Raw genomic sequence first — 21,536 nt, 5'->3', positions numbered from 1 at the left:
GTCTTTATCTCCGTTTCGGTGCGAGCCAGGTCACTGCTTGAGGATGCTCTCTAGCGAATCCAGCACCATCTGCGTGGCGGCGCCGAGTTTCAGGGAGAAGTACAGATAGGCGCCGGCGATAACGGCCGCCGCCACCGCCCAAGGCGTCCACAGCGGCCACTGGCGGTGAAGCTTGCGACGAAGCCTGGCGATGTTGGCGGGTGCGTCCACCAGCCGTTCGGGCGCGTCTCCTCGCAGTTGCCGAAGCTGCTCATGCAGCTTGGTGATGATGGCGTTGAGCGTGTCTTTGTTGTTGTGCTGCTGGCCATACTTGCCCTGGTAACCCAGGCACAGGCACAGATACTTGAACTCGAGCGCATCGCGGTATTTGGCCGCGTCCATCTGCATGCGCGCCAGCACCGTAAAGAACTTCTCGCCGCCCCAGGTTTCGTTGTGGTGGTAGCTGAGCAGTGACCGGCCCTTCCAGCGCGATCCCACCCCCCACGGCGTGGCCATCACCGCCTCGTCGATGAAGGCGCACAGGGCATAGCGGAATGACAGTTGCGTCGCCCCGTCGTAGCCAAGCTGCCGGACTTCTTCGGACAGCGCAGTGATATGGTCCCGCACGTTCTCATAGAGCCGGCTGACATCTTCCTGCGGCAGGTCCATCATGCGGCGTAGTCGAATCACCAGACCGAAGAGCGGCTGGGCGATGTCCACCAGCGGGTTGATGCTATGGCCGCGCAATTGAAACTGCAGGTCCTCGTCCGCATTGATGCGAAAGACGCCGTCGTACAGGACACTTTCGGGGTCATGAACGATGGGATCACGCGGCGCGCGCATGAAATCGTCGGGCACGTCGGGCAGGGCGGAACCCTTGGAAGGATTGTCGATACGGTCGTTGCCGACCATTATGGTTTGGCTCATCTCATTGACTCCGAATGGCCCAGAACTGCAGCTCCAGCTCCGGGAAGTCGCCGGTAATGTGGAAGCCGAAGCCAGTTGATCCTTGCGGCATCAAACGCTGCCAATGGGGATGCGACCGGTCGAGCTGGAAGTAGGTGAAGCCGGCATGGAACGGCAGATGGCGCGGCGCGACGGGCAACGTCATCAACGGAACCCCGGGCAGTTGCAGGCGGATCAGCTCCTGCAGCAGCTGATGCGACGCCACCTTGGCCTGGCGCACGAACTGTTGCCGCATCTGCTCCAGCGGCATGCGCGCGCGGACCGCCAGGATGAAGTCGGCGCTCTGCAGCAGGCTGGGGTCGTGGATTTGCGCGGTGTAGACGCCGTGACCCTGCATGTCCAGCGGCAGCGACACGGCGCGTGGCTGCAGCACGGTGCTGAGGACCCGGCGCAGGGTCTCCTTCAGCATACGGAACGAGGTCTGCGGCGAGTCGTGCTGATACGCGGGGTAGTCCTGCGGCAGCCGGCCCTCGTCGGTGAAGGTGGTCAGCTCACCGCACGCCTGGCCGCAGGCGAGATATGCATCGACCGGACGAACGTCCGGGTCGCGGGCCAGGTGTCGGAACAGATGCTGCCAGCGGTTCAGCGCCTGCAGCAGGTTGAAGTCGGTGATATCCGCGACCCCGGACTGGCCCGGAGACCCGATCCGGTGCGCGATGCTTTTCGCGCGCTCGTGCATCAGCGCGGCGATCTCTTCCATGAAATGCGCCAGCGGCCGGATGGCCTGCAGATACATGCCCGTGATGTGAAAGTCGCTGTCCAGCAACAGGCTGCCATCGGGGCGGCGGTCCAGAATGCGGCTCAGCGCCAGGCCGGTGAAGGCGCTGCGGTCGTCTCGTTCCAGCGCCAGTTGCAGGTTGGGCACGGCCAGCGCGATGGGCGTGTGATTGCCCTGATGGCTATGGGTGTCGCGGATGTCTTCCGTGCGATGGATGTAGCGGGCGTTGCCCAGCGTATCAGGCCAGCGGACCTCGGATATGCCGTCCGAACGTAGCGGCAAGGTCAGGTAGACCGTCTGGTTGGCGGCCGTTGCGTCCAGAATCGACAGCGGTTCGGGCGGCGGCTGGTCGCGCGGAATGTTGAAGGCGGTGCCGTCGGGCATGATGCCGCGGGCTCGCACGATGGAGATCTTGCCGAACGACAGGAACTCCTGATTCAGCTCCAGCTCGGAAAAGCCATAGCAGTACCGGCTGCCCATACGCACGTTGATGTAGTGCTCAAGGTACCGGTCTGTCTGCTGGAAATGCTGGGGTTTGACGAATTGCCCTTCGCCCCAAACGACGGGATTGCGGCTGGTCATGGCTGTTTTCTCGCTTGAATGCGGGCGCGCGGGGAGGTCTTTTCGGGCCGGTGGTTTTCGTCGGTGATGGCGACGCGGGTGTCTTGCAGGGTGACCAGCAAGGCGTACTTGCGGCTGCGCGGTTCGACCCGGAAAACGTCGTACCAACGTTGCGCGTCGGGTGCGTTGAAGGCTGCGACAACGGCGACGTAATGGGTGTCTTCGTCCAGCTCGTGATAGTTGATGAACTTGAATTGACCGGGCGCGAGCATGTAGTCGTCGGCCGTGATGTACGTGCTTCCCAGCGCCTTTTTCGGGGCGCTGCGGACCAGGTCGGGATCGGCGTTCTCAAGCAGCGAATCGTCCTTGAGCTGAATCACGCGAAAGGCGATGGGCGTGGCGTTGACGTGATCCTGGACCGCAAGCGCTGCGGCGGGCGCAAGGGGTATGCCATCGCGATATTGGCCCAACGCGACATCGAGATCGGGACTGGTCGCGCCAATGCCGATCCCGGCAGCCGAATCCTGCGCGTCTTCACTTTTGCGCAAGTGCCATTGCACAGGAAAGGGGGCCCGGCTCGTCGCCACGCTGTCTGCCCACAGGCGTTCAAGCGCGCTACTGACGGCGACGGAGCGCGGCTTGAATGTTCTGGTGAATCCGGACCTGACCAACGTACTTGGCCGGTCTTCAGATGCCGCTGCCGTCGAGGCCTCTTGATGCAAGTGATCTAGCAACGTCTGCAGACTGTGGACCAGGTCTTCGCGGGATTCGCCCTGCACATTGACCGAGAACGACCGTTCATCCGACATAGACGAAGCCGGATCGACGTCCGGCTCGGCCACGGGGTTGGGATTTACGTCTTTGGCGGCGTACAGACTCAGCGCCACTTGCGTCGGCTGATCTTCGGGCGGGCCCACCTGAATGCTCGGATCCATCAGGACCTGACCCGTCTTCGTGAGCACGTTGCCGACCGTGGTGCAGCCGGACAGCAACGCCACGATGCACAAGAGTCCAACTGCTGGCCTCATGGTTCTTCCTTGCGCAGCGCCTGGTCGTAGGCCTGGTCAAAGACTTCCCAGAACAGTTTGTCGAACCCCTGCTGCCGGCTGGATTTGAGCTCTTCGTAGTAATGCCGGTACATCTGCCACGCCCAATCGCCGGGCAACGCCTCGGGGTGCTGGCCGGACCGGTACCGGGCGAAGCGGCGTTCAAGCTGGTCGGGCGCGAATGCCTGCAGCAATGCGTTCAGGCCCGCAGCAACTGCCGTCAGCATCGCGCGATGCTGTTCGCCGATCTGCTCCAGCGATTCCTCGACGGCGGCGGTAGGCGACAGGTGAACCATGCTGCGGTCCCGGGAGAAGAGCGCGCGCACGGTCTCCGGGTAGGTCTGCGCGAGACGCAGCGGATTGTCTTCGATGGGCTGCAGGGTGCGTTTGGCCAGCGCCAGTCCCTGGCCTTCCGGCGTGCGGTTCAGCGCGGCGAGTCCGCGGATGAGCGCGGCGAGGGTGGTGCCGGCCTCGAACAGCAAGGCATGCGCGGCGTGCGGGTCCAACGCACCCACTGGCGCGCCCAGACCCTCGACCAGCGGTCCCACAAGGCCGGCCGCATCGCCAGTCTGATTGAACTGACTCTGGATCCATTGATCGGAAGCGCCAGGGGCTGCAGAAGAAGGGGGGTGTCCCGACATGGGGGGATCTCCGAAGGCATGCAAAGGGGAGCCGGATACGGCTTCGAATCGGGTGGTGGACAGGTCGGCCTGCGCGGCCAATTGGGTTTGTCCGTAGTGGCGGGAATCCAGCACAGCGGCGTCGCTGGACAAGGCGGAATCCGAGCGAGCCGCCTCTTCAAGCGCCAGCAAGGGATCAAGGCGTCCCTGCGGCGGCGTCTCCGACAAGGCGTCGAATTCCCGCCAGCCATGCTCGTGGGTCTGGTTTGGCGCAGGGACATCGTTGCGGTGTGGGGGCAGGGCGTCGATAGGTTCATTCGACGTCCCCAGCAGCTCGGTCACATCATGTTCAGCGAGGTGCCGGGCAGGGTCGGGCAGGTTGAAGGTCTCGTCATCCAGGTTGACCGTCAGGCGATAGGGGCCGACATGAAGGATGTCTCCCCCGCGCAGCCGGGCGCCGACGAGTGCGCCCAGCGGATCCGTCTGGTCGTTCACTCTCGTCTGGCCGCAGCGGTCGATGACGAAGTAACTGCCGTCTTCGTAGCGGACTTCGCAGTGGATGGACTGCACGCGGCCGGACCGGTCATGCAGGATCCAGTCCGCCCCGTGAGCGCCGATCGTGCCGCCGGCGGTGTCAAACATGCACCGGGGCTGGCTGCCCTTTTGCAGGGCTTGCGGATTGTCGACCACCAGGGCAAGGCGATGATTGGAGGGTGTGGGTTTCATGTGCGCAGGGTGACTTTGACGGGCGGCGGGAGGGTCGTGGCCGGCTGTTCAAGAAAGCTGGTCCAGCCCAATTGGGTGCCGTCGGCGTGCCGAAGATTGAAGGGAGGAACTTCGTCCTGACGCAGGCCAAGTTCGAGGTCGCAGGGCACCGGGTCTCGCAGCAGGAACACGACAAGCTGACGTAAGCGTTCGAAGTTTTCACCTGCCGGCAGGAACTCACGGAAGCGGTCCTGGCTCAGGCCCGATATCACGATGACGAAGCTGCAGTGCCGGGTGCGGACGCTGTCGCCGATCTGGAAGCTTTCGCTGAGCTGGCCGTTGCGCCGGCCGAGCCGGATGCGGTCGGAGTCGTCGATGAGTGTGTGGCGCAGTTCGAAATCGCGGATCTGCACGTCCTTCAGATCAAAGCAATGCGCGATCAGCCCGGCCAGCATGGTCGGCGAGCGGCTGCGCAGGACCACGGCGCCTGCGAAGCTCAGCAGCCGGCTCCAGGCGATTGGCGTGTCGCCGCGGGTCGCGTCATGCTTCAGGCCGATCAACGCGAAGATCCGCCGCGAGAACTGATCGTCCGCACCGCGCCGGAAGCGGATGTAGTACCGGTATTTGCGCCAGGCTTGGTGCAGCAGCGTCAGCAGGCGATGGTTGAAGAAGTCCAGGAATGCCGGGCGGATGCCCACGCCTTGGCCGGCCTCGTAGGCCAGACGGTCCAGGTAATAGCTGGGCAGCGGGGAATCCGTGCCGTGCATGCCGAAGAACGTGGCCTGCACCCGGTACTGGTGCGGAACGTGATTTTCCAGCCGTTCGGCCAGGGCGACGTCGGAGGCCGGAAAGCCAAGCCCGGCGTGATTGCCGAGCAGGACGCGCTGGTGATCGGCATCGAAGCTGTCGGGCGATTCCAGATCGTCCTCGTGCAGCGCATGCAGGCGTTCCAGAAGGCAGAAGAAGTCATGCCTTTTGGCCTCGGCCAGCAATGCGTCGCTTAGATCAGGGGCTGCGTGCCGCTGCGCATGGGCCATGCGTAGTGCTCCTGATTGGTGGTGTTGATCGCTTCCAGCACGTGGAACGACGACAGGCTGGCGTACAGCGACAGGAAGTGGCTGAGCACCGTGCCGAACAGGTAGAGATCGCCCTCGCAGGAGAAGCCGTTCTGGTCCAGCTTCAAAAGGGTGCGGGTGCCCCGGATCGGCAGGCCCTTGTACATCCGGTCAATGGGCTCGCTGACCACTTCCTGCAGGCCGTCCAGGCGCTTTTGCGTGGTGCGCGCGCGCTGAATATCGTGGTGTGCCGAGAAGTCGTAGTTGCCGATGATCGCCTTCAGCGGTTCGGCCGACAGCAGCGACAGGTAAGTGGGCGAGAGGTTGGAGATCAGGCTCCAGTGCAGATCGCCATCCAGGACCGGACGGTACGGCGGCGTGGGCGTGGTCAGGTTTCTGAAGCGGACAAACGCCGGGGTGTCCCGCAACCCCTCGCGGATATCGCCCACGCCCAGCGCCAGCGGGTAATCGCGGTTGGTGCACGTCAGCGCGAGCGACACCGCCTCTTCCCGCCCGATGTAGTGGTGATCGTCTCCGCGCACGAAGGCGATGCGGTGCTCGACGCCGGAATCGACCAGGGATGACGACAGGCGCGTGCGGTAATACAGCGTGGTGCGGCCGCGTTCGTGTTCGATCTGATGGCGCAGCGATTCAAAGGGTTCGTAGGTGCGCAGCCATTCGCCGGGTTGCGCGCTGTTGCCGTTCTTCCATCCATCGACCTTGTCGATACTGAAGATTTCGTACGCATCGGCCCGCTGCCCGCCGGGCATGAGGCGGTGCTCGGCAGCCTTGCCGGTCAGGCGGATGGGTTCGGCATCGTGTTCGAACAGGTTTACCGCGGGCGTGCAGTACAGCGCGATGTCGCCCTTGCGTACGCGCACGTCCGCCGGCATGGGCCGCGTGAAGTGGAACTCGATGCGCACGTTTGTCGTGGGCTGGTCCGGCCAAAATTCGAGCAGGTTCGTCAGGGAGAAAAAGTAGAAGCGCCTGGGAAAGAGGAAATATTCCTGGAGGATGCGGTAGCCATCCATGGCGTTCTTGGGGTACGGCAGCAATGCAGCGTCGGAATGGAATCCGGGAAAGCCGATCTGACTGACCGGTATGTGGCGCACCGTACCTGCGGACTCCATGCGGATCTCGCCCAGGTACTTCGCCAGCCACAGGTAGAGCGTCTGCGCGGTGTAATCGCTGCCGCTCAGATAAAAATCCAGTTTGTCGCAGCCAAAGGTGTTGGGCGGGTTCTGGCTCAGGGTGGCGAGGTCGACGCGGACAATCGACTTTTCGAGCGAATGGCCGTCATTGACGTCCGCGACGTCGAACGGGAATATTGACACGTCCTGGCAGGTGCGGAACCGGCACTGCACGCCGTCCACGGGCCGCGACTGAATGCCGGTGCCGCGCGGCACGGTTTGGCGGCCGGTGATGGAATGGTCGGTGGGTTCGAACTGCATGATGGTGGCGCTGGGCAGGGGCCGCAGATAGTTGGGCCATAGCATCTGCAGCATCGAATGCGTCAATTCAGGAAAATCGTCCTCGATCTTGAGGCGCAGCTTTGCGGTCAGGAAGGCAAAGCCTTCCATCAGGCGCTCGACGTCGGGGTCGGTCGCTTCCTCGCCAAGAAACGGCGCCAGCTGCGGGTTGTTGCGTGCGAAGACGCGCCGCAAGCGGCGCAGGTAATCCAGTTCCTCGCGGAATTTTCCCTTCAGTGGCATCCGGTCAGCCTCCCATGGCTACGTGCTAGGTCACCCTGACCTGTCGGCCTTGATGGTGAAAGAGCAGGCTGATTTCCACCTGCTCTTCCAGGTTGTTCACCGGCACCCGGCAGACCAGCCGAAAGCCGAGGTTCAGCGACGCGTCCGTCCCGGGAAGCGGCCTGACTTCGACAACGCGCGCGCGTGGCTCGTAGGCGGCCACCGCGGCGTGGATGTCCAGACAGACCTGTTGGCGCAGGTCGACGGCGCCGATGGCCGCGTCGTTCAGATCGCGCAATCCCAAACCAGGGCTGCTCTGCGAGCTGCCCTGGCGGGAATTGAGGATCCATTCCAACTGGCGCTTGATGGCGCGGATACGCTCGGCCGCCATTTCCTGGCGGGTGCGGGTGCGCCGCGGCGGAAGGTCCGGATCGAGGCGTTCGAACAGGCTTCCGCGCCCTGGGGACCGGGGCATGGCTCAGCTCCCTGTCAGTCCTTGTCCAGGCGGCCGACCAGCGACAGTTCGAAGCTGGCTCCCATGTACTTGAAGTGCGGGCGAACCGACAGTGCAACCTGATACCAGCCAGGATTGCCGGCCACGTCTTGCACGACGACCCGGGCGGCGCGCAGCGGACGGCGGCTTCGGACGTCGCTGGTGGGGCTTTCCTGGTCGGCGACATATTGGCGCAGCCAGTTGTTGAGTTCGCGCTCCAGGTCCTGACGTTCCTTCCAGCTGCCGATCTGCTCGCGCTGCAGCACTTTGATGTAGTGCGCCAGGCGATTGATGATGAACATGTAGGGAAGCTGCGTGCCCAGCATGTAGTTGGTCTGCGCGGCCAGGCCTTCGGGCGTCTTCTGGAACACCTTGGGCTTTTGCACCGAATTGGCCGAGAAGAACGCGGCGTTGTCGCTGTCCTTGCGCATAGTCAGCGGAATGAAGCCTTCGCTGGAAAGTTCGAATTCCTTGCGGTCGGAGACCAGGACTTCCGTGGGGATCTTGGCCTGCAGCTGTCCCAAGGATTCGTACAGGTGCATGGGCAGGTCTTCCACCGCGCCGCCGGACTGCGGGCCGATGATGTTCGGGCACCAGCGGAACTTGGCGAAGCTGTTGGTGACGCGGCTGCCCATCAGGAATGCCGTGTTGCCCCACAAGTAGTTGCGGTGATCGCCGTCGATGGCTTCTTCGTAGGCGAAGCTGCGCACGGGGTTTTCCAGCGGGTCGTACGGCTGGCGCAGCAGGTAGCGGGGCATGGTCAGGCCCAGGTAGCGCGAGTCTTCGGATTCACGCAGGCTGCGCCACTTGGCAAAGCGCGGGCCTTCGAAGATGTCTTTGACTTCCTTCAGGTTGGGCAGCTCTTCGAAGGATTCCAGGTTGAGCATTTCGGGTCCGGCCGCGCCAAGGAACGGTGCATGCGCCATGGCGCCGACGGAGGCCAGGTAGCCCAGCAGCTTGATGTCGGGCGCGGAGGGACCGAAGTTGTAGTTGCCGATCATGCAGCCGATCGGCTGGCCGCCGAACTGGCCGTAGCCCGCGGTGTACACATGCTTGTACAAGCCGCTGCGGGTGATGTCGGCAGCGCTTTCAAAGTCTTCCAGCAGTTCGTCCTTGGTGACCGGCACGAACACGACCTGGATGTTTTCGCGGAAGTCCGTGCGCTGCACGAAGTCGAACAAGGCGCGCCAGATGGATTCAAGCTGCTGGAATTCCGGCTGATGAAGAATGGCGTCCATCTGCTTGCTGAGCTTGCGGTCGATCGCGGCAAGCATCTGGTCCACTAGTTGCTTGTTGATCGGTTGCTCGCGGGAGTCGGACTTGAGCATCTCGGACACGAATGCGGCGACACCGCGCTCGGCGACCGCATAGCCCTCCTGGCTGGGCTCGATGCGGGTCTGGGCCATGATTTGCGCCAGCAATCCCCCTGGGGGCTGGCTGGCGGCGTGTTCCTGGATCTCGGCGGTTTGGGCTTTGGTCATCGGTGCGTCCTTGAAAACCTGAAGAGTGCGGTTGAGACGGTGCCGGGCATCACGCCTGCGGCGCCGCCAGGAGTTGGTCGAGTTCCTGGGCCAGCTTGCCGCGTGCGCTGTCGTCACCCAGCAAGGTCTGGATCTGCTTGCGGAACGCCGGGATGTTGCCCATGGGGCCCTTCAGCGCTACGAGCGCTTCGCGCAGTTCCAGCAGGCTCTTCAGTTCGGGGACCTGGCGGGCAATCGCGTCAGGACCGAAATCCTTGATGTTCTTGAATTGCAGGTTGACGCTGAGCGTGTCGCTTTCGCTGCCTTCTTCGAGCGTGGCCGGGACGTCGACTTTGAGGCTGAGGCCGGCTTCGGCCATGACTTCGTTGAAGGTGTCCTTATTGATCTGGACAGCGGGGCGATCTTCCAGCGGCGTTTCGTCGGCATGCCCCTTGAAGTCTCCGAGCACCATCACTTTGAGCGGGAGTTCAATTTCCTCTTGCTCGTCGCCTGTGGCGGGGATATAGCGGATATTGATCCGTTCTTTTGGTGCAACTGAACCAACTTTCGATGCCATGGGTCACTCCTTTTAGATATTCAAACGACGCTAGCGCATGGAGATATGAAGAAAAAAAGCTGCCTATTCTGATCCGCGGGTTAAAGCTTCGAACATATGAAAAGTTCGAAAAGCTGTTGGGATTGTTCGGATTCATATGGGAAATATGCGCGGCAATAAGAAAAGAAATTCGGCCGGCTGATATTCGAATTAGTCCGATTGATGCGCTCCTCTGGCTGTGGTTTCTTAATGCGCTCGGTTTCTGTAGCGCTTAAACCATAAATGGTGAGAAAACCCATGGCCACGAGGAATATCCGGCATGATTTCCGTTGATCTGTCTGCCTTGCTTGACCGATTGCACCCGGTGGCGCGTCACGCGCTTGAGGAAGCCGGCAGTCTCTGCATCCGCCAGCACGGCGCAGAGGTCACGGTTGCCCACCTGCTCTATAAATTTCTGGAACAGCCAAAATGTGATGTGCGCTGCGTTCTGGCAAATACGGAATTCGATCTGGATGCGTTGCGTGAGGCATTAGCCAGCACGTTTCCGAAACTCGACGCAGGGCTGGGGCATGCATATCCCTCGTTTTCCCCCTTGCTGCTCGAACTGATGCAGGACGCCTGGCTATTAAGCTCGGTGGAATTGGAGCAAACCGAAATACGGACTGGCGCGCTGCTGCTGGCCGCGTTGCTGAATCCGGGGCGATACCTGCCGTTTCCCGCGATCCGGTTGTTCGAATCGATTAATCGCGAAACGCTGCGCAAACGTTTTCGCGAATTGCTGGCCGGTTCGTCGGAAGCGCCCGTCCTGGAAGATTCCTCGCCAACGCAATCGGCAACGGCGGCCTCCGACAGCGCGCTCAGCAAATACGGCCAAGATTTCACGGCCCAGGCGCGCGCGGGCAAAATCGATCCGGTTTTGTGCCGGGATGCCGAGATCGATCTGATGATCGACATTCTTTCGCGCCGCCGCAAAAACAATCCTATCGTGGTGGGTGAAGCTGGCGTCGGAAAAAGCGCCGTGGTCGAGGGCCTGGCACGGCGCATTGTCGAGCAGCGCGTTCCTGCGCCGCTGCGCGACGTGACGTTGTGGGGGCTGGATCTAGGCGCCCTCCAAGCCGGCGCCTCTGTCAAAGGCGAGTTCGAAAAGCGCTTGAAGGCGGTCATCGACGAGGTCAAGCATGCGTCCAAGCCCATCATCCTGTTCATCGACGAAGCGCACACGCTGATCGGGGCCGGTAACGCGGCAGGCGGCAGCGATGCGGCGAATCTCCTGAAGCCCGCTCTCGCGCGCGGAGAACTGCGCACGATCGCCGCCACGACCTGGTCCGAATACAAAAAATACTTCGAAAAGGATCCTGCGCTCACGCGGCGTTTTCAACTGGTGAAACTGGACGCGCCCAGCGTGGAGCAGGCCGTGCATATCCTGCGCGGCCTGCGTGGCATTTATGAGGACGCGCATCAGGTCTATATCGCCGACGATGCGCTAAAGGCTGCTGCGGCGTTGTCGGCACGTTATCTCTCTGGCCGCCAATTGCCGGACAAGGCGATCGACGTGCTCGACACCGCCTGCGCGCGCGTCGCGACGGCGTTGGCCGAATCACCGCGACGCCTCGCTTCACTGGAAAACGAACTGCGGCAGGTGGATGCCGAGGCCGACCAGCTCTGGCGGGATGCCCGCGCCGGACGAAAGCCGGATACCGGCAGGCTGGCCGCGCTGGATGTCGCGCGGCAGCAGATTCAGGACTCCATCGAACAGTTGCAGGCCGCGTGGCAGCGGCAGAAGACGCTGATTGACGAGATCATTTCCCTGCGCGCGGGCGAGATCCAGGAAGACACGTCACAGCGGCTGGAAGCGCTGGTCGCGCAATTGGCCGACCTTCAACGCAGCGGCGCCCTGTTGCATGCAGACGTGGGCGCCGAGCAGATTGCACAGGTGATTGCGGACTGGACCGGAATTCCCGCCGCCACAATCAACAGCGACCAGTTCCACCGCCTGGACAAGCTGCCCGAGACGCTACGTCAACGCGTCAAGGGGCAGAACGCCGCCATCGACACGGTGCACCGGCGCCTGTTGACCGCCATGGCCGATCTGCGGCGCCCCGGGACGCCAATGGGCGCCTTCCTGCTGGTGGGGCCGAGCGGGGTGGGGAAAACAGAAACTGGCTTGGCCGTCGCCGACGCGTTGTTTGGCGGCGAGCAGTTCCTGACCACCATCAACATGTCGGAGTATCAAGAGAAGCACACCGTGTCGCGCCTGTTGGGGGCCCCGCCGGGATACGTCGGTTACGGCGAAGGCGGTGTACTGACCGAGGCCATCCGTAAGCGGCCTTATTCGGTGGTGCTGCTGGATGAAGTCGAGAAAGCGCACCCGGAGGTGCTCAACATCTTCTATCAGGCCTTCGACAAAGGCGAGCTTGCCGACGGCGAAGGCCGTCGCATCGACTGCCAGAACGTGCTGTTCTTCCTGACGTCTAATCTGGGCTTCGATCAGGACGGCGGCCCGCTTGCCGACCTCGACACCGAGGCGCTGCGCGAACACCTTGCAAGATTCTTCAAGCCGGCACTGTTGGCGCGCATGCAGGTCGTGCCATTTTGCTATCTGGACGAGGCCACGCTTGCCGAGATCGTCGAAAGCCGCCTGCAGCGCATCGAAAGACAGTTCAGCGACCGCTACAGCGCGCAATTGACGATCGAGACATCAGCACGGGATGAATTGCGCGCGCGTTGCCTGCGTCACCAGAATGGCGCACGGCTGCTGGATGCCAGCATCGACGGCGACATGCTGCCGCCGTTGTCGCTGGCCGTGCTGAAGTGCCTGGCCAGCGGGCAGCGCTTCCGCCGTTCCGCAATCAGCTGGAATGGTGCGGCCTTCGACGCCGTGGTGGAGTAAGCGCGATGTCCTTAAGTGCTCAAGGCGCCGCCGCGCTCGCCCGGACGTTGGTTCAGGCCAGCGGCATTGCGTCCCTGGCGGACCGATTCCTCAAAGCCGTTTGTTCGGCGCCGGGGATACGTTACGGGGTCTGCTACTGGCGCGAGGCGGCCGGCGACAGCATCCGGCCGATCGCCAGTCATGGCGTCGCGCTGGACCTGTTGCCGGCATACTCCTTGCTCGATCTCGACAACCCCATCACCCACTGCCTGACCACCGCTCAGGCCCGTCATGTCGCGCGTCTGGACAGCATGTTCGGCGTCGCGGGCGGCTATGAGGAACTCCGCGAGCGGCTCGCTGCCGCAGAGGCATGGCTGGTGGTGCCGCTGCTGGATGCGCGTCAGAAGGCTGTGGCGGTGTTATTCCTGGCGGGAACGGCGTCCGGGCTCAGGTCCTGGACGGCGGACCCCGCGTGGCAGGAACTGTGCAGTTTGTATGACGCCGTCTTGAATGGTCTGCTCGATCGGCTAGGTTCGGTCGAGCTGACGCAGACGCGCCAGACCATGCACCACCAGCAGTCCGAGACGCGCGGACGCCGGCGTCTGCTGTCAACCGGCTTTGTCGGCACCGGACAGATTGCGCGGCGGCTGCGCGAAGACATGCTGCGTTTCGCCGACTCATCCTTGTCGTTGCTGGTCACCGGAGAAACGGGCTCGGGCAAGGACCATGCCGCATGGCTGATCCACCAGGCATCCGCGCGCAAGGGCAAGTTCGTGCCGGTGAACTGCGCGGCCATCCCGAAGGACCTGATTGAAGCGGAACTCTTCGGCGCAACCCGTGGCGCCTACACCGGGGCCACGCAGGCGCGGACGGGGCTGGTCGCGGAAGCCGATGGCGGCACGTTGTTTCTGGACGAAATCGGGGATATGCCCCTGAGCCTGCAGGGCGCGCTGTTGCGCCTGCTGAACGAAAAGAAGTACCGGCCGGTGGGGGCAACGCGAGAGCTGCCGTCCAACTTTCGGCTGATCTGCGCCACCCATCGGCCTTTGCTCGAACTGGTGCGGGACGGGCGGTTCCGAGAGGACCTGTATTTCCGTGTCTGCCAACTGACGCTGCACATTGCGCCCCTGCGCGAGCGCCTTGAAGACGTTCCGGCGCTGGTCGCGCACATTCTGCTCGAGCACAACCGGGCATTCCCCGGCCGCGTCGCCGGCATTTCCGACAACGCGATTGCACAGCTCCAACGTCATCGGTTTCCCGGCAACGTCCGCGAGCTGCGCAGTCTTGTGCTTGCGGCCGCGGAGCGAACGCCGCCCGGCAAGCGCATCCAGACCAACCGGCTGGTCGAGCTGACAGATGGCGCGCACAAACCCGTAATCGATGACTCCGGCGAAGCCCGCCTGCAGCGCTTGTGGCGTACCGAAAGTCTTCCCGACGCGCTAGCCGCGTTCGAGCGCTTGCTGCTGGAAGACCGCTTGCGTCAGGCCGCGGGCTCCCGTCGGGTAGCCGCGCAAAGCCTGGGGATTCCCAAACGCACCTTGGCGCGCAAGTGCCTTGATATGAATCTGACTGGAGAGGAAGCAATATGAAGCCATTCGGGGCGCTCCTGCTGGTTGCCGCCGTGCTCGCGGGCGGCGACGCGGCCACGGACGCGGTGGCGGCGGGCCGTAGTTGCAGGACCATCGTGTCGGCAATCGAACGGTTGGCCTGTTTTGACGCCGAAGCGGGTACACCGCCCGTTCCTGCTGCGGAAATGGCGACACCGTCCACCGTGGCGCCGACTGCCCAGGCATCGGCCACCGCGCCTTCCATGGTTCGGGTGCCGGACATTGTCGGGCTGGTGCAACGCAACGAATCCCGCCGCAAGGCAGATCACGCCGGCGTGCTGCTGTTGCGCGTCGGCGATGCCATACCGGGCCAGGACAAGGTCGTCATCTCGGCGCCGGCCCTGGCGGGCAGCGAGCCGCGGCCGCTGCTGGCAATCAGTTGCCTGCAGAACATTTCTCGCTTGCAGCTCATCACCGCCGAGCCGCTGGACGTCAGCCGCGTGAGCATCCGCGTGCTGTTGGACGGGCGGCCGATTTCCGACCGCCGGCCGTGGCAGGTCGTGGAGGACGGCACGGTCACGGATGCGGGTCGCGGCCTGGTCGCGATCGAACAGCTTCGTCATCTGACCCGCGCGTCCCAGCAGATGCAGCTTGAAAGCGACCATGCCGCGTTTCACGGGCTGTCGTTCGACACCGCGGCGCTTCACGAGCTGATGGCGCAACAACGCGAGGCTTGTCATTGGTGAGCACGTTTCCCACGCTGGACCTCGACGCCATCCTGTCACCCATCTCGCCGCATCAGCCGGCCGGCGAGTTCGACGAGGAAGACAACGCCTACCAGGGTGTCGAAAGCGAAATGATGAAGCTCGGCGGGCTGCAAGAGGCGACCATCGACTGGAGCTATGTGGATTCGGCATCGCGACAGTATCTGAAGTCGCAGTGCAAGCACCTGCGCATTGCCGCGCAATTGGCGACCGCTCGCATGCGTTCAGGCGGTTGGCGCGGCTGGGCCGAGGCGGCGGGCGTGTTGGCCGGCATGACCAGCCGGTACTGGAGCACCAGCCATCCGAAGCCGGGCGCGGCCGGGTTGACGGCCAAGCGGCGCCTGATGTCCCAGCAGCTGGAGCGCCTGGGAGAGGCGCTGGCCAAACTGGACGGCAAGGGATACGCCGACGAGTTCTACAAATCTGGCCAACGGGCCTTGGACACGCTGCAAGGCTGTGCAAGCGAATCCAAGCTGGACGTGCCGACGCTGACTCGCCTGGAGGCGCAGCTACGGCTGAAGGCGGAGGCGACACGCGCGCCGGAGCTGGCCGATGCGCACATGGAGCTGTCGGCGCAACCCACCGGGATCACCGAGGCCTTCTTCACGCCGATGGCCATGGCGCAGGGCAACGAACGTGAAACGCGCCGATCGCTGTTGGCCGTGGCGGACCTCATCAACCAGCAAGACGCCTATGACCCGACCGGCTATCTGCTGCGCCGCTTCGCCTTGTGGGCGCACCTGAGCATTGCGCCATCGACTCGAAAGGACACGATGCGGACGGAGCTGATGGCCGTTCCCGCCGAGACCGCCGAGGCCTATTGGGACGCGCTGAAAGCGAATGCGGTCGATCCGGCGCTTCTGCAGCGCGTCGAAAAAAGTGTCACTTCGTCGCCGTACTGGCTGCGCGGCAGCTTTCTGGCCGCCGGTATCGCCCGCCGCCTGGAGATGCAGAACGTCGCCGAGGCGATCCGCCAGTCCACCGAGCGCTTTGTGGCCAAGCTGCCCGCGTTGGTGAAGCTGCAATTTGCTGATGGCCGCGCTTTCGTCGATGGCGAAACGCAGTCGTGGATCAGTGGGGCGGATGCGGACACCGCGAAGCTGGGCGCCGGCCATGAGTACCCGGCGTTGCGCGAGGAGCTGCGCGAGGTGTTGGAAGCCACAGGGGTGGAATCGATGCTCAGGCGGCTGGAGGCCATCCAGAAGACGTCAGCAGATCCGCGCCATGGTTGCCATGTCATCACGATCGCCGCCGAACTGCTCGGCGCGCGTGGTTTGGCGTGGCTGGCCGATGGCTTGTATGCCCGCGCCCATCAGATCATGCAAGACGCATCCGCGGCGCAATGGGAGCCCAGTCTGTTCGGCCTGCTGGGGCGCCACGTCAACGCCGCAATCGAATGCAAGAAACAGGAGCAACCCCATGTTTAAGATTTGGTCGAAAGTGAAACGCTATGGCCAGCCCCTACTGAAATGGACAAAGCAGGGCATGCCAGTGGCGTTGCTGCTGATGCTGGCGCTCGCCTTGGCCGCCATCTGGTGGTTGGGGCCGATGTGGACCTGGGATGAATACCAACCGCTGGCAAGTCTGACCGCGCGCGTGCTGGCCACGCTCGTGCTGATTGCGCTGCCCTTGCTGGTCTGGGCCATCAGGCTGCGCAAACGGAATCTGACGCTGGAAGCCGAGCGGGCGCAGACGCAGAAGCAGCAAGACGATCCCTGCTTGCGCTACGTGCAGGCGCAGGAGCGGGATCTGGACAAGAGCCTGAGCGTGCTGCAGGCAAACCTGAAGGGCCGCAACGCGCTTTACCAACTGCCTTGGTACCTGGTGCTGGGACAGGAAAACGCGGGCAAAACCAGCTTCGTCAACCGGTCTAGCCAGACGTTTTCGTTGACCGGTGAGGTCAAGGCGGGCAGTCAGCGCCTGCAGGACGACCCGGACCGGATCTATCGCATTGACTGGTGGATCGGCGATGACGCGGTGCTGATCGACCCGCCAGGCGAACTGATCAGCCAGCCGCGAGTGACGGCGGAAATTGAAGCGTCTGCGGCGTCCGGAAGTACGGAAGCGCCAAGGCCGGGAGACGCTGCGGGACCCGCGCTCCTGCCCGAGGCGCTTCATTCCCGTCTGTGGGATAGCTTTGTGAGCTGGCTGGGGCGCAATCGCAGCCGCCGTCCGCTCAATGGTGTGGTGCTGATGGTCAGCCTGGTCACGCTGCTGAATCAGCAACCCAGCGACCGCAAGGCGCTGGCCTCGTTGCTGCGCGCGCGGCTGGCCGAACTGAGCCGACAGCTCGGCACGCGTCCGCCGCTGTATGTCGTGCTGAGCAAATTCGACTTGCTTGAAGGGTTCGAGCCGCTGTTTGCGCGGCTGTCCAAGTCCGCTCGCGAGGACATCTTTGGGTTTACGTTCACGCTGGACTCGGTGCAGCGTTACGATGCGTGGCGGGATGAACTGGGCGCGCGGTACGACGAGTTCCTGACGCGCCTGAACGAGCAGGTGTTTGATGCGTTGGCCGACGTCCGCGAATTGCGTCAACGGGAAGCCCTGTATTCGCTGGTGCGGCAGCTGACCGGCATGCGGCCGCTCTTGATGGAATTCCTGACCGATGTGCTGGGCAGCGATCGCTACATCACGCCGGCGCTGCCGCGTGGCGTCTTTCTGTCGTCGGTCTATCAGCAGGGCGTGCTGACCAACGCGTTCGTGGCGTCTGCCTCGCAGAACTACGATATCCGCGAGCCCGTGCCGGCCACGCATCCCAGCGGCCGCGCGATGGTTTACTTCGCCCAGCAGCTTTTTCAGCGCGTCATCTATCCCGAATCCGGCCTGGCGGGCGACAACCCGCGTGTGCGTGCCGAGAAGCGCCGCGCGCTGGCCTTGCGCTTCGGAGTGGCGTCGCTGGGCAGCGCGGTGATCCTCGGCGGCTGGTATCACTACTACGCAGTGAACCGGGACAAGGCCATGAGCGTTCTGGAGCGCAGCCGCGCTTATAGCGCCCACGCCATCGACGGCAAGCTGGACACGACAGGCCGCAATCTGCTTCAGCCGCTGGATCAGATCAGCAGCGCGGTGGCGGTGTATGGCGATTACCGGGAAGCGTGGCCGCTTGTGGCGGACATGGGTCTGTATCAGGGATGGCAGATTGGTCCGAAGGTCGATCAGGCCTATTTGACGCTGCTGTCCCAGCGATTCCTGCCTGCGCTGGCCGATGGGGTGATGGAGCACCTTGACGGCACCTCGATCGACAGCGATGCGCAGCTTGAGGCGTTGCGCGTTTACCGCATGATTGAGGATCGTCCCAACCGCCGGCCGCCGGTGGTAGAGCGTTGGATGGGGCGGCAGTGGGCACAGGCTTTCCCCGGCGAGGACAAGGTGCAGCGTGCGTTGATGCGGCATCTGGACTACGCGATGAAGTATGCCGACACGCTGCTGCCGCAGTTCCAGCAGCGCGTGTCCGTCGTGCAGCGCGACCTGCGGCAGATTCCGTTGCCGCAGCGCGTGTACATGACGATGCGCCGTCAGGCGGGCGAATTTCTCAGGGCGCCGCTGGATCTGCGCAATGAAATCGGCCCGGCCTTTGATGTGGTCTATCAGCCGGCGGCTGCGGCCAAGGCAGAAACGGGACAGCCCGCTTCCGATGGCCGTATCGACGCGCTGTTGACGGCCAAGGGATTTCACAATTACTTCGCGCCGCACAGCCAGGATCTGACCGAACTGGCGATGATCGATCAGTGGGCGTTGGGCGAGCGGCGCAATATCGATTATTCGGAGGCCGACAAGCGCGCATTGGCCGAGCGCATCCAGGCCATCTACGGCCGTGATTACATCGACACCTGGCAGCGCAACCTCAACCAGCTTGAGGTTCGGGATTTTCATGATCTTGCCGAGGCGGTCAATGTGCTGGGCACGGTGACGAGTCCTGCGGCGCCGTTGCGCCGGCTGGTGGAAACCGTGCGCGACAACAGTGAACTTGGCGCCAACACCCCTGCAGTCACGGGCGCGCTCGACGGGAAGGGCGCAGCGGTTGCGCAGGCTTCTGGCGTGGCGGAAAAGGTGGCAGCTGGCAAGGACGAAACCGGCGCGATATTCGGGATTGCGCGGGCGTTTGCGCCGATGAGCCAACTGCTGCAGGCGAAGGGCGATCGGGCGTCGTACCTGGACGAAACTTTGGTGGCGGTCGGTAGCGTGCAAGACAAGGTCCGCACGGTGCACGACAGCCCGGACCGCGGCAAGACGGCGCTTGACGTGGTGCTGGAGCGCTTCGGGTTGAAAGGGCCGGATCCGATCAGCAATCTGCAGCGTATTGCTGCGGGTCTGCCCGAACCGCTGAACCGTCAGGTGGGCAAGTTGGCCGACGAGTCGTCGCGGGTGATTCTGGTGGAGGCATTGCGTGAGCTTGAGCGTCGTTGGGACATCGACGTGTATCGCTTTTATCGCGAGCGGTTGGCGAATCGTTATCCGTTCAATCCGGCGAGCCGTGAGGAAGTGGCGTTGGACGATTTCACGGCGTTTTTCGGCCCGCAGGGGCGTTTGCAGCAGTTTCGCGAGAAGTACCTGAATCTGTTCATCGAGGACAACCTTGAGGCGTTGTACTCGGAGCGGTTGGGCGGGTATCTGGTGCGCAATGACGTGCTGACGCAGCTTGAAGCGGCCGAGAAGATCCGGGACGCGTTCTTCAATAGCCGCGGCACGTTGGGTGTGCAGTTCCATGTGGAGCCGTTGGGAATGGCGCCGAGCAAGCGCAGCAGCTCGCTTAGCGTGGAAGGGCAGTTGGTGACTTACAACCACGGTCCGACGACCAGTACGGCGTTGATCTGGCCGAACACGTTGGCGTCAAGCAATGAAAGCCGCATGACGTTGGTGCATGCGGGGGGCAGCAGCAGCGGATTGGCATATCGCGGTCCGTGGTCGCTATACCGGCTGCTCAGTCAGGCCCGCCTGAACGGTGCGACGAGCTCGAGCGTTGATATCAGCTTTGCTGCGCCGGACGGCGGTATGCGCTATCGCATCAGTACGGAGAAGGCGAACAATCCGTTCACGCAGCCGTTGTTCAAGGGGTTTGCCTTGCCGAAGACGCTTCTAGAGGATGGCGTGCGCGGTAACGATGCAGGAGGGCAGAGTGCAGGGGGCAAGGCTGGCGGGAAGCAGGCTGCCTCGGCGGGTGGCGTGCCTGCGCGGGTGGCTCGGCAGGTGGGGGTGCCGGTAGGCGTGGTCCGGTAAGGGATGCGTGGCAACGCGATCGCGCTGCCACGCCTGGATGGATCATTCGACCAGCCAGCCGGCCTCGCCTTCAATCAGCGTGCCGCCATGGCTGGTTTTGTCACCTTGGCGCGCAACGGGTTGTCCTTCGATGATGGTGCCGGGCGAGCCGGTCTGAATGATTGCGCCGCAACTGATGCGGTCGCCGATGCGGGCGACGGCGCGGCCGTTGACGATGGCTTCGCTTGCACCGGTGACGACGGTGCCGGTGCCGTGAGTGGGGCAGCTATGGCGATGACCTACAAGAACGATGGGTTTCATGATTGGCTTCCTGACGTTTGGGGCTGTTGATTAGCCCCGTGTCGATCGAGGTCGGATCAGAACGGACAAGGCCGGCGCGTGATGCGCCGGCCTTGTTATTTAAGAAACCTGGGATCAGGCCTCTTGCGGCTTGCGCCAGTCGTCGGAGGCTTCGGTGCCGGCGATGGCGTGGGTCCAGGTGATCTTGCGGTAGGCCATGGCGACCTTGACGAGCTGGGTGTACTCGGCCTTGGTGGGGTCTTGGGCGTGCGGGAGCACGGTGTTGATGTTGACGATGGTGGCGTCTTCGAGCTTGGTGGTGAAGAAGTGCTCTTGCTTGCCTTCGGTGGAGGTGCGGTACCACTTGACTTCGACTTCGGGCAGCATTTCGCCGGAGGCGAGGGCTTGGTACATGAGGGGGGTGGCCTTGTTGAGGGGCGCGGTGAAGACGAAGGGCTTGTGGACGCGCTGGCCGGAAGGCTGGCCGCTTTGCGGGTCGGTGGGGGTGGCGATCAGGTGTTCGATTTCCTGGACCAGGATCTGGTCTTCATGACCTTCCTGGTAGACGTTGCCGACGGAGTCGGCGGTAAAGGCGCCTTGCGTGATGTTGCCCTGGGTCTTGCCCTGGATGCTGATGTAGGCGGGAGTCGGCATTTGCTGTTTCCTGGTTTGGTTTCTTTTGCGTGATGGCCTTATTGGCCGGTGTGTCATCGGGGATGACATCCGGTTAATTGCAAAGTCCGTGCCAGGGTTTGTTTGAATGCTGGTTTTCTCTTTTTTATCAAAGGCTTAATTGATGGTTTCGGGGCTGATCGTTGATTACGGATTGCTCGAAAAACGGGAAAGTGGTTTTTTCTGCGGGGATTCGGGTCAGTTGTGGCTCGGTGCTTTGGTAAGTCTTTAAAAATAAAGCGGAAAAAATCGGGTCGGGAACGGCTCGGGTGGGTCGGAGTTGGCTCGGTCTGCTTTTGGCTGACTCGGAGAAGCTGGTCGTTCGGGGGGGGCTGGCG

Annotated in this window: 17 protein-coding genes; 5 read left to right on the top strand and 12 right to left on the bottom strand. The window is 63.2% G+C overall.

Going from position 1 to position 21,536, the window contains the following annotated elements; genetic code table 11:
- Positions 1-30: 30 nt before the first annotated feature.
- From icmH to tssB, 9 genes are read right to left on the bottom strand one after another with little or no spacing between them, the layout of a single operon-like run.
- Positions 31-906, bottom strand: coding sequence for a type IVB secretion system protein IcmH/DotU (gene icmH / locus MHZ91_RS18495; protein ID WP_239215105.1), 876 nt, complete (start codon positions 904-906; stop codon positions 31-33).
- Between the two features lies 1 nt (position 907).
- Complete coding sequence (tssK, locus tag MHZ91_RS18490) at positions 908-2,245, bottom strand: type VI secretion system baseplate subunit TssK (RefSeq protein ID WP_239215104.1); 1,338 nt, start codon at positions 2,243-2,245, stop codon at positions 908-910.
- Positions 2,242-3,222 (bottom strand): type VI secretion system lipoprotein TssJ, encoded by a 981-nt coding sequence (gene tssJ, locus MHZ91_RS18485; protein WP_239215103.1) that lies wholly within the window; start codon positions 3,220-3,222, stop codon positions 2,242-2,244. Before tssJ ends, tssK begins: the two co-directional genes overlap by 4 nt.
- Before the next feature lie 26 nt (positions 3,223-3,248).
- Positions 3,249-4,616 carry a type VI secretion system-associated FHA domain protein TagH gene (tagH, locus tag MHZ91_RS18480; protein ID WP_239215102.1) on the bottom strand — a complete coding sequence of 456 codons (1,368 nt, stop codon included), beginning with the start codon at positions 4,614-4,616 and terminating at the stop codon, positions 3,249-3,251.
- The gene (gene tssG / locus MHZ91_RS18475; protein ID WP_239215101.1) at positions 4,613-5,632 is read right to left on the bottom strand and encodes a type VI secretion system baseplate subunit TssG; all 1,020 of its coding nucleotides are present in this window, start codon (positions 5,630-5,632) and stop codon (positions 4,613-4,615) included. The genes tagH and tssG overlap by 4 nt, the downstream gene beginning before the upstream one ends.
- The gene (tssF, locus tag MHZ91_RS18470; RefSeq protein ID WP_239215100.1) at positions 5,596-7,362 is read right to left on the bottom strand and encodes a type VI secretion system baseplate subunit TssF; all 1,767 of its coding nucleotides are present in this window, start codon (positions 7,360-7,362) and stop codon (positions 5,596-5,598) included. Before tssF ends, tssG begins: the two co-directional genes overlap by 37 nt.
- Positions 7,363-7,387: 25 nt before the next feature.
- The gene (gene tssE, locus MHZ91_RS18465) at positions 7,388-7,816 is read right to left on the bottom strand and encodes a type VI secretion system baseplate subunit TssE (protein ID WP_175122238.1); all 429 of its coding nucleotides are present in this window, start codon (positions 7,814-7,816) and stop codon (positions 7,388-7,390) included.
- A gap of 14 nt (positions 7,817-7,830) precedes the next feature.
- Entirely contained in the window at positions 7,831-9,315 is a 1,485-nt protein-coding gene (tssC, locus tag MHZ91_RS18460) for a type VI secretion system contractile sheath large subunit (RefSeq protein WP_239215099.1), read from the bottom strand.
- 49 nt (positions 9,316-9,364) lie between these two features.
- Positions 9,365-9,871 (bottom strand): type VI secretion system contractile sheath small subunit, encoded by a 507-nt coding sequence (tssB, locus tag MHZ91_RS18455; protein WP_105240884.1) that lies wholly within the window; start codon positions 9,869-9,871, stop codon positions 9,365-9,367.
- 298 nt (positions 9,872-10,169) lie between these two features.
- Here tssB and tssH point away from each other — a divergent pair, with 298 nt between their 5' ends.
- Genes tssH through tssM form a run of 5 tightly spaced genes read left to right on the top strand, consistent with a single transcriptional unit; the run spans position 10,170 to position 20,247 of the window.
- Positions 10,170-12,740, top strand: a complete 2,571-nt coding sequence (gene tssH / locus MHZ91_RS18450) for a type VI secretion system ATPase TssH (protein WP_239215098.1) — start codon at positions 10,170-10,172, stop codon at positions 12,738-12,740.
- A 5-nt stretch (positions 12,741-12,745) separates the two neighbouring features.
- Positions 12,746-14,308 (top strand): sigma 54-interacting transcriptional regulator, encoded by a 1,563-nt coding sequence (locus MHZ91_RS18445; protein ID WP_239215096.1) that lies wholly within the window; start codon positions 12,746-12,748, stop codon positions 14,306-14,308.
- Entirely contained in the window at positions 14,305-15,012 is a 708-nt protein-coding gene (gene vasI, locus MHZ91_RS18440; RefSeq protein ID WP_218342733.1) for a type VI secretion system-associated protein VasI, read from the top strand. Before MHZ91_RS18445 ends, vasI begins: the two co-directional genes overlap by 4 nt.
- Complete coding sequence (gene tssA, locus MHZ91_RS18435; RefSeq protein ID WP_239215094.1) at positions 15,009-16,457, top strand: type VI secretion system protein TssA; 1,449 nt, start codon at positions 15,009-15,011, stop codon at positions 16,455-16,457. The genes vasI and tssA overlap by 4 nt, the downstream gene beginning before the upstream one ends.
- Entirely contained in the window at positions 16,450-20,247 is a 3,798-nt protein-coding gene (tssM, locus tag MHZ91_RS18430) for a type VI secretion system membrane subunit TssM (protein ID WP_239215092.1), read from the top strand. The genes tssA and tssM overlap by 8 nt, the downstream gene beginning before the upstream one ends.
- Before the next feature lie 42 nt (positions 20,248-20,289).
- Here tssM and MHZ91_RS18425 read toward each other — a convergent pair whose 3' ends face one another.
- From MHZ91_RS18425 to MHZ91_RS18415, 3 genes are all read right to left on the bottom strand, one after another.
- Complete coding sequence (locus MHZ91_RS18425; protein WP_175137975.1) at positions 20,290-20,547, bottom strand: PAAR domain-containing protein; 258 nt, start codon at positions 20,545-20,547, stop codon at positions 20,290-20,292.
- Between the two features lie 114 nt (positions 20,548-20,661).
- Positions 20,662-21,180, bottom strand: a complete 519-nt coding sequence (locus tag MHZ91_RS18420) for an Hcp family type VI secretion system effector (protein ID WP_175122245.1) — start codon at positions 21,178-21,180, stop codon at positions 20,662-20,664.
- 127 nt (positions 21,181-21,307) lie between these two features.
- Positions 21,308-21,536: hypothetical protein (locus tag MHZ91_RS18415; protein ID WP_239215090.1), on the bottom strand; the 229-nt coding region annotated here is incomplete at its 5' end.

The sequence above is a fragment of the Achromobacter sp. ACRQX genome (genome assembly GCF_022346505.1).
GTDB classification, from domain to species: Bacteria; Pseudomonadota; Gammaproteobacteria; order Burkholderiales; family Burkholderiaceae_B; genus Achromobacter; species Achromobacter animicus.
Note: the sequence above shows the minus strand (reverse complement) of the source record. Positions and strands in the feature narration are given on the sequence as shown.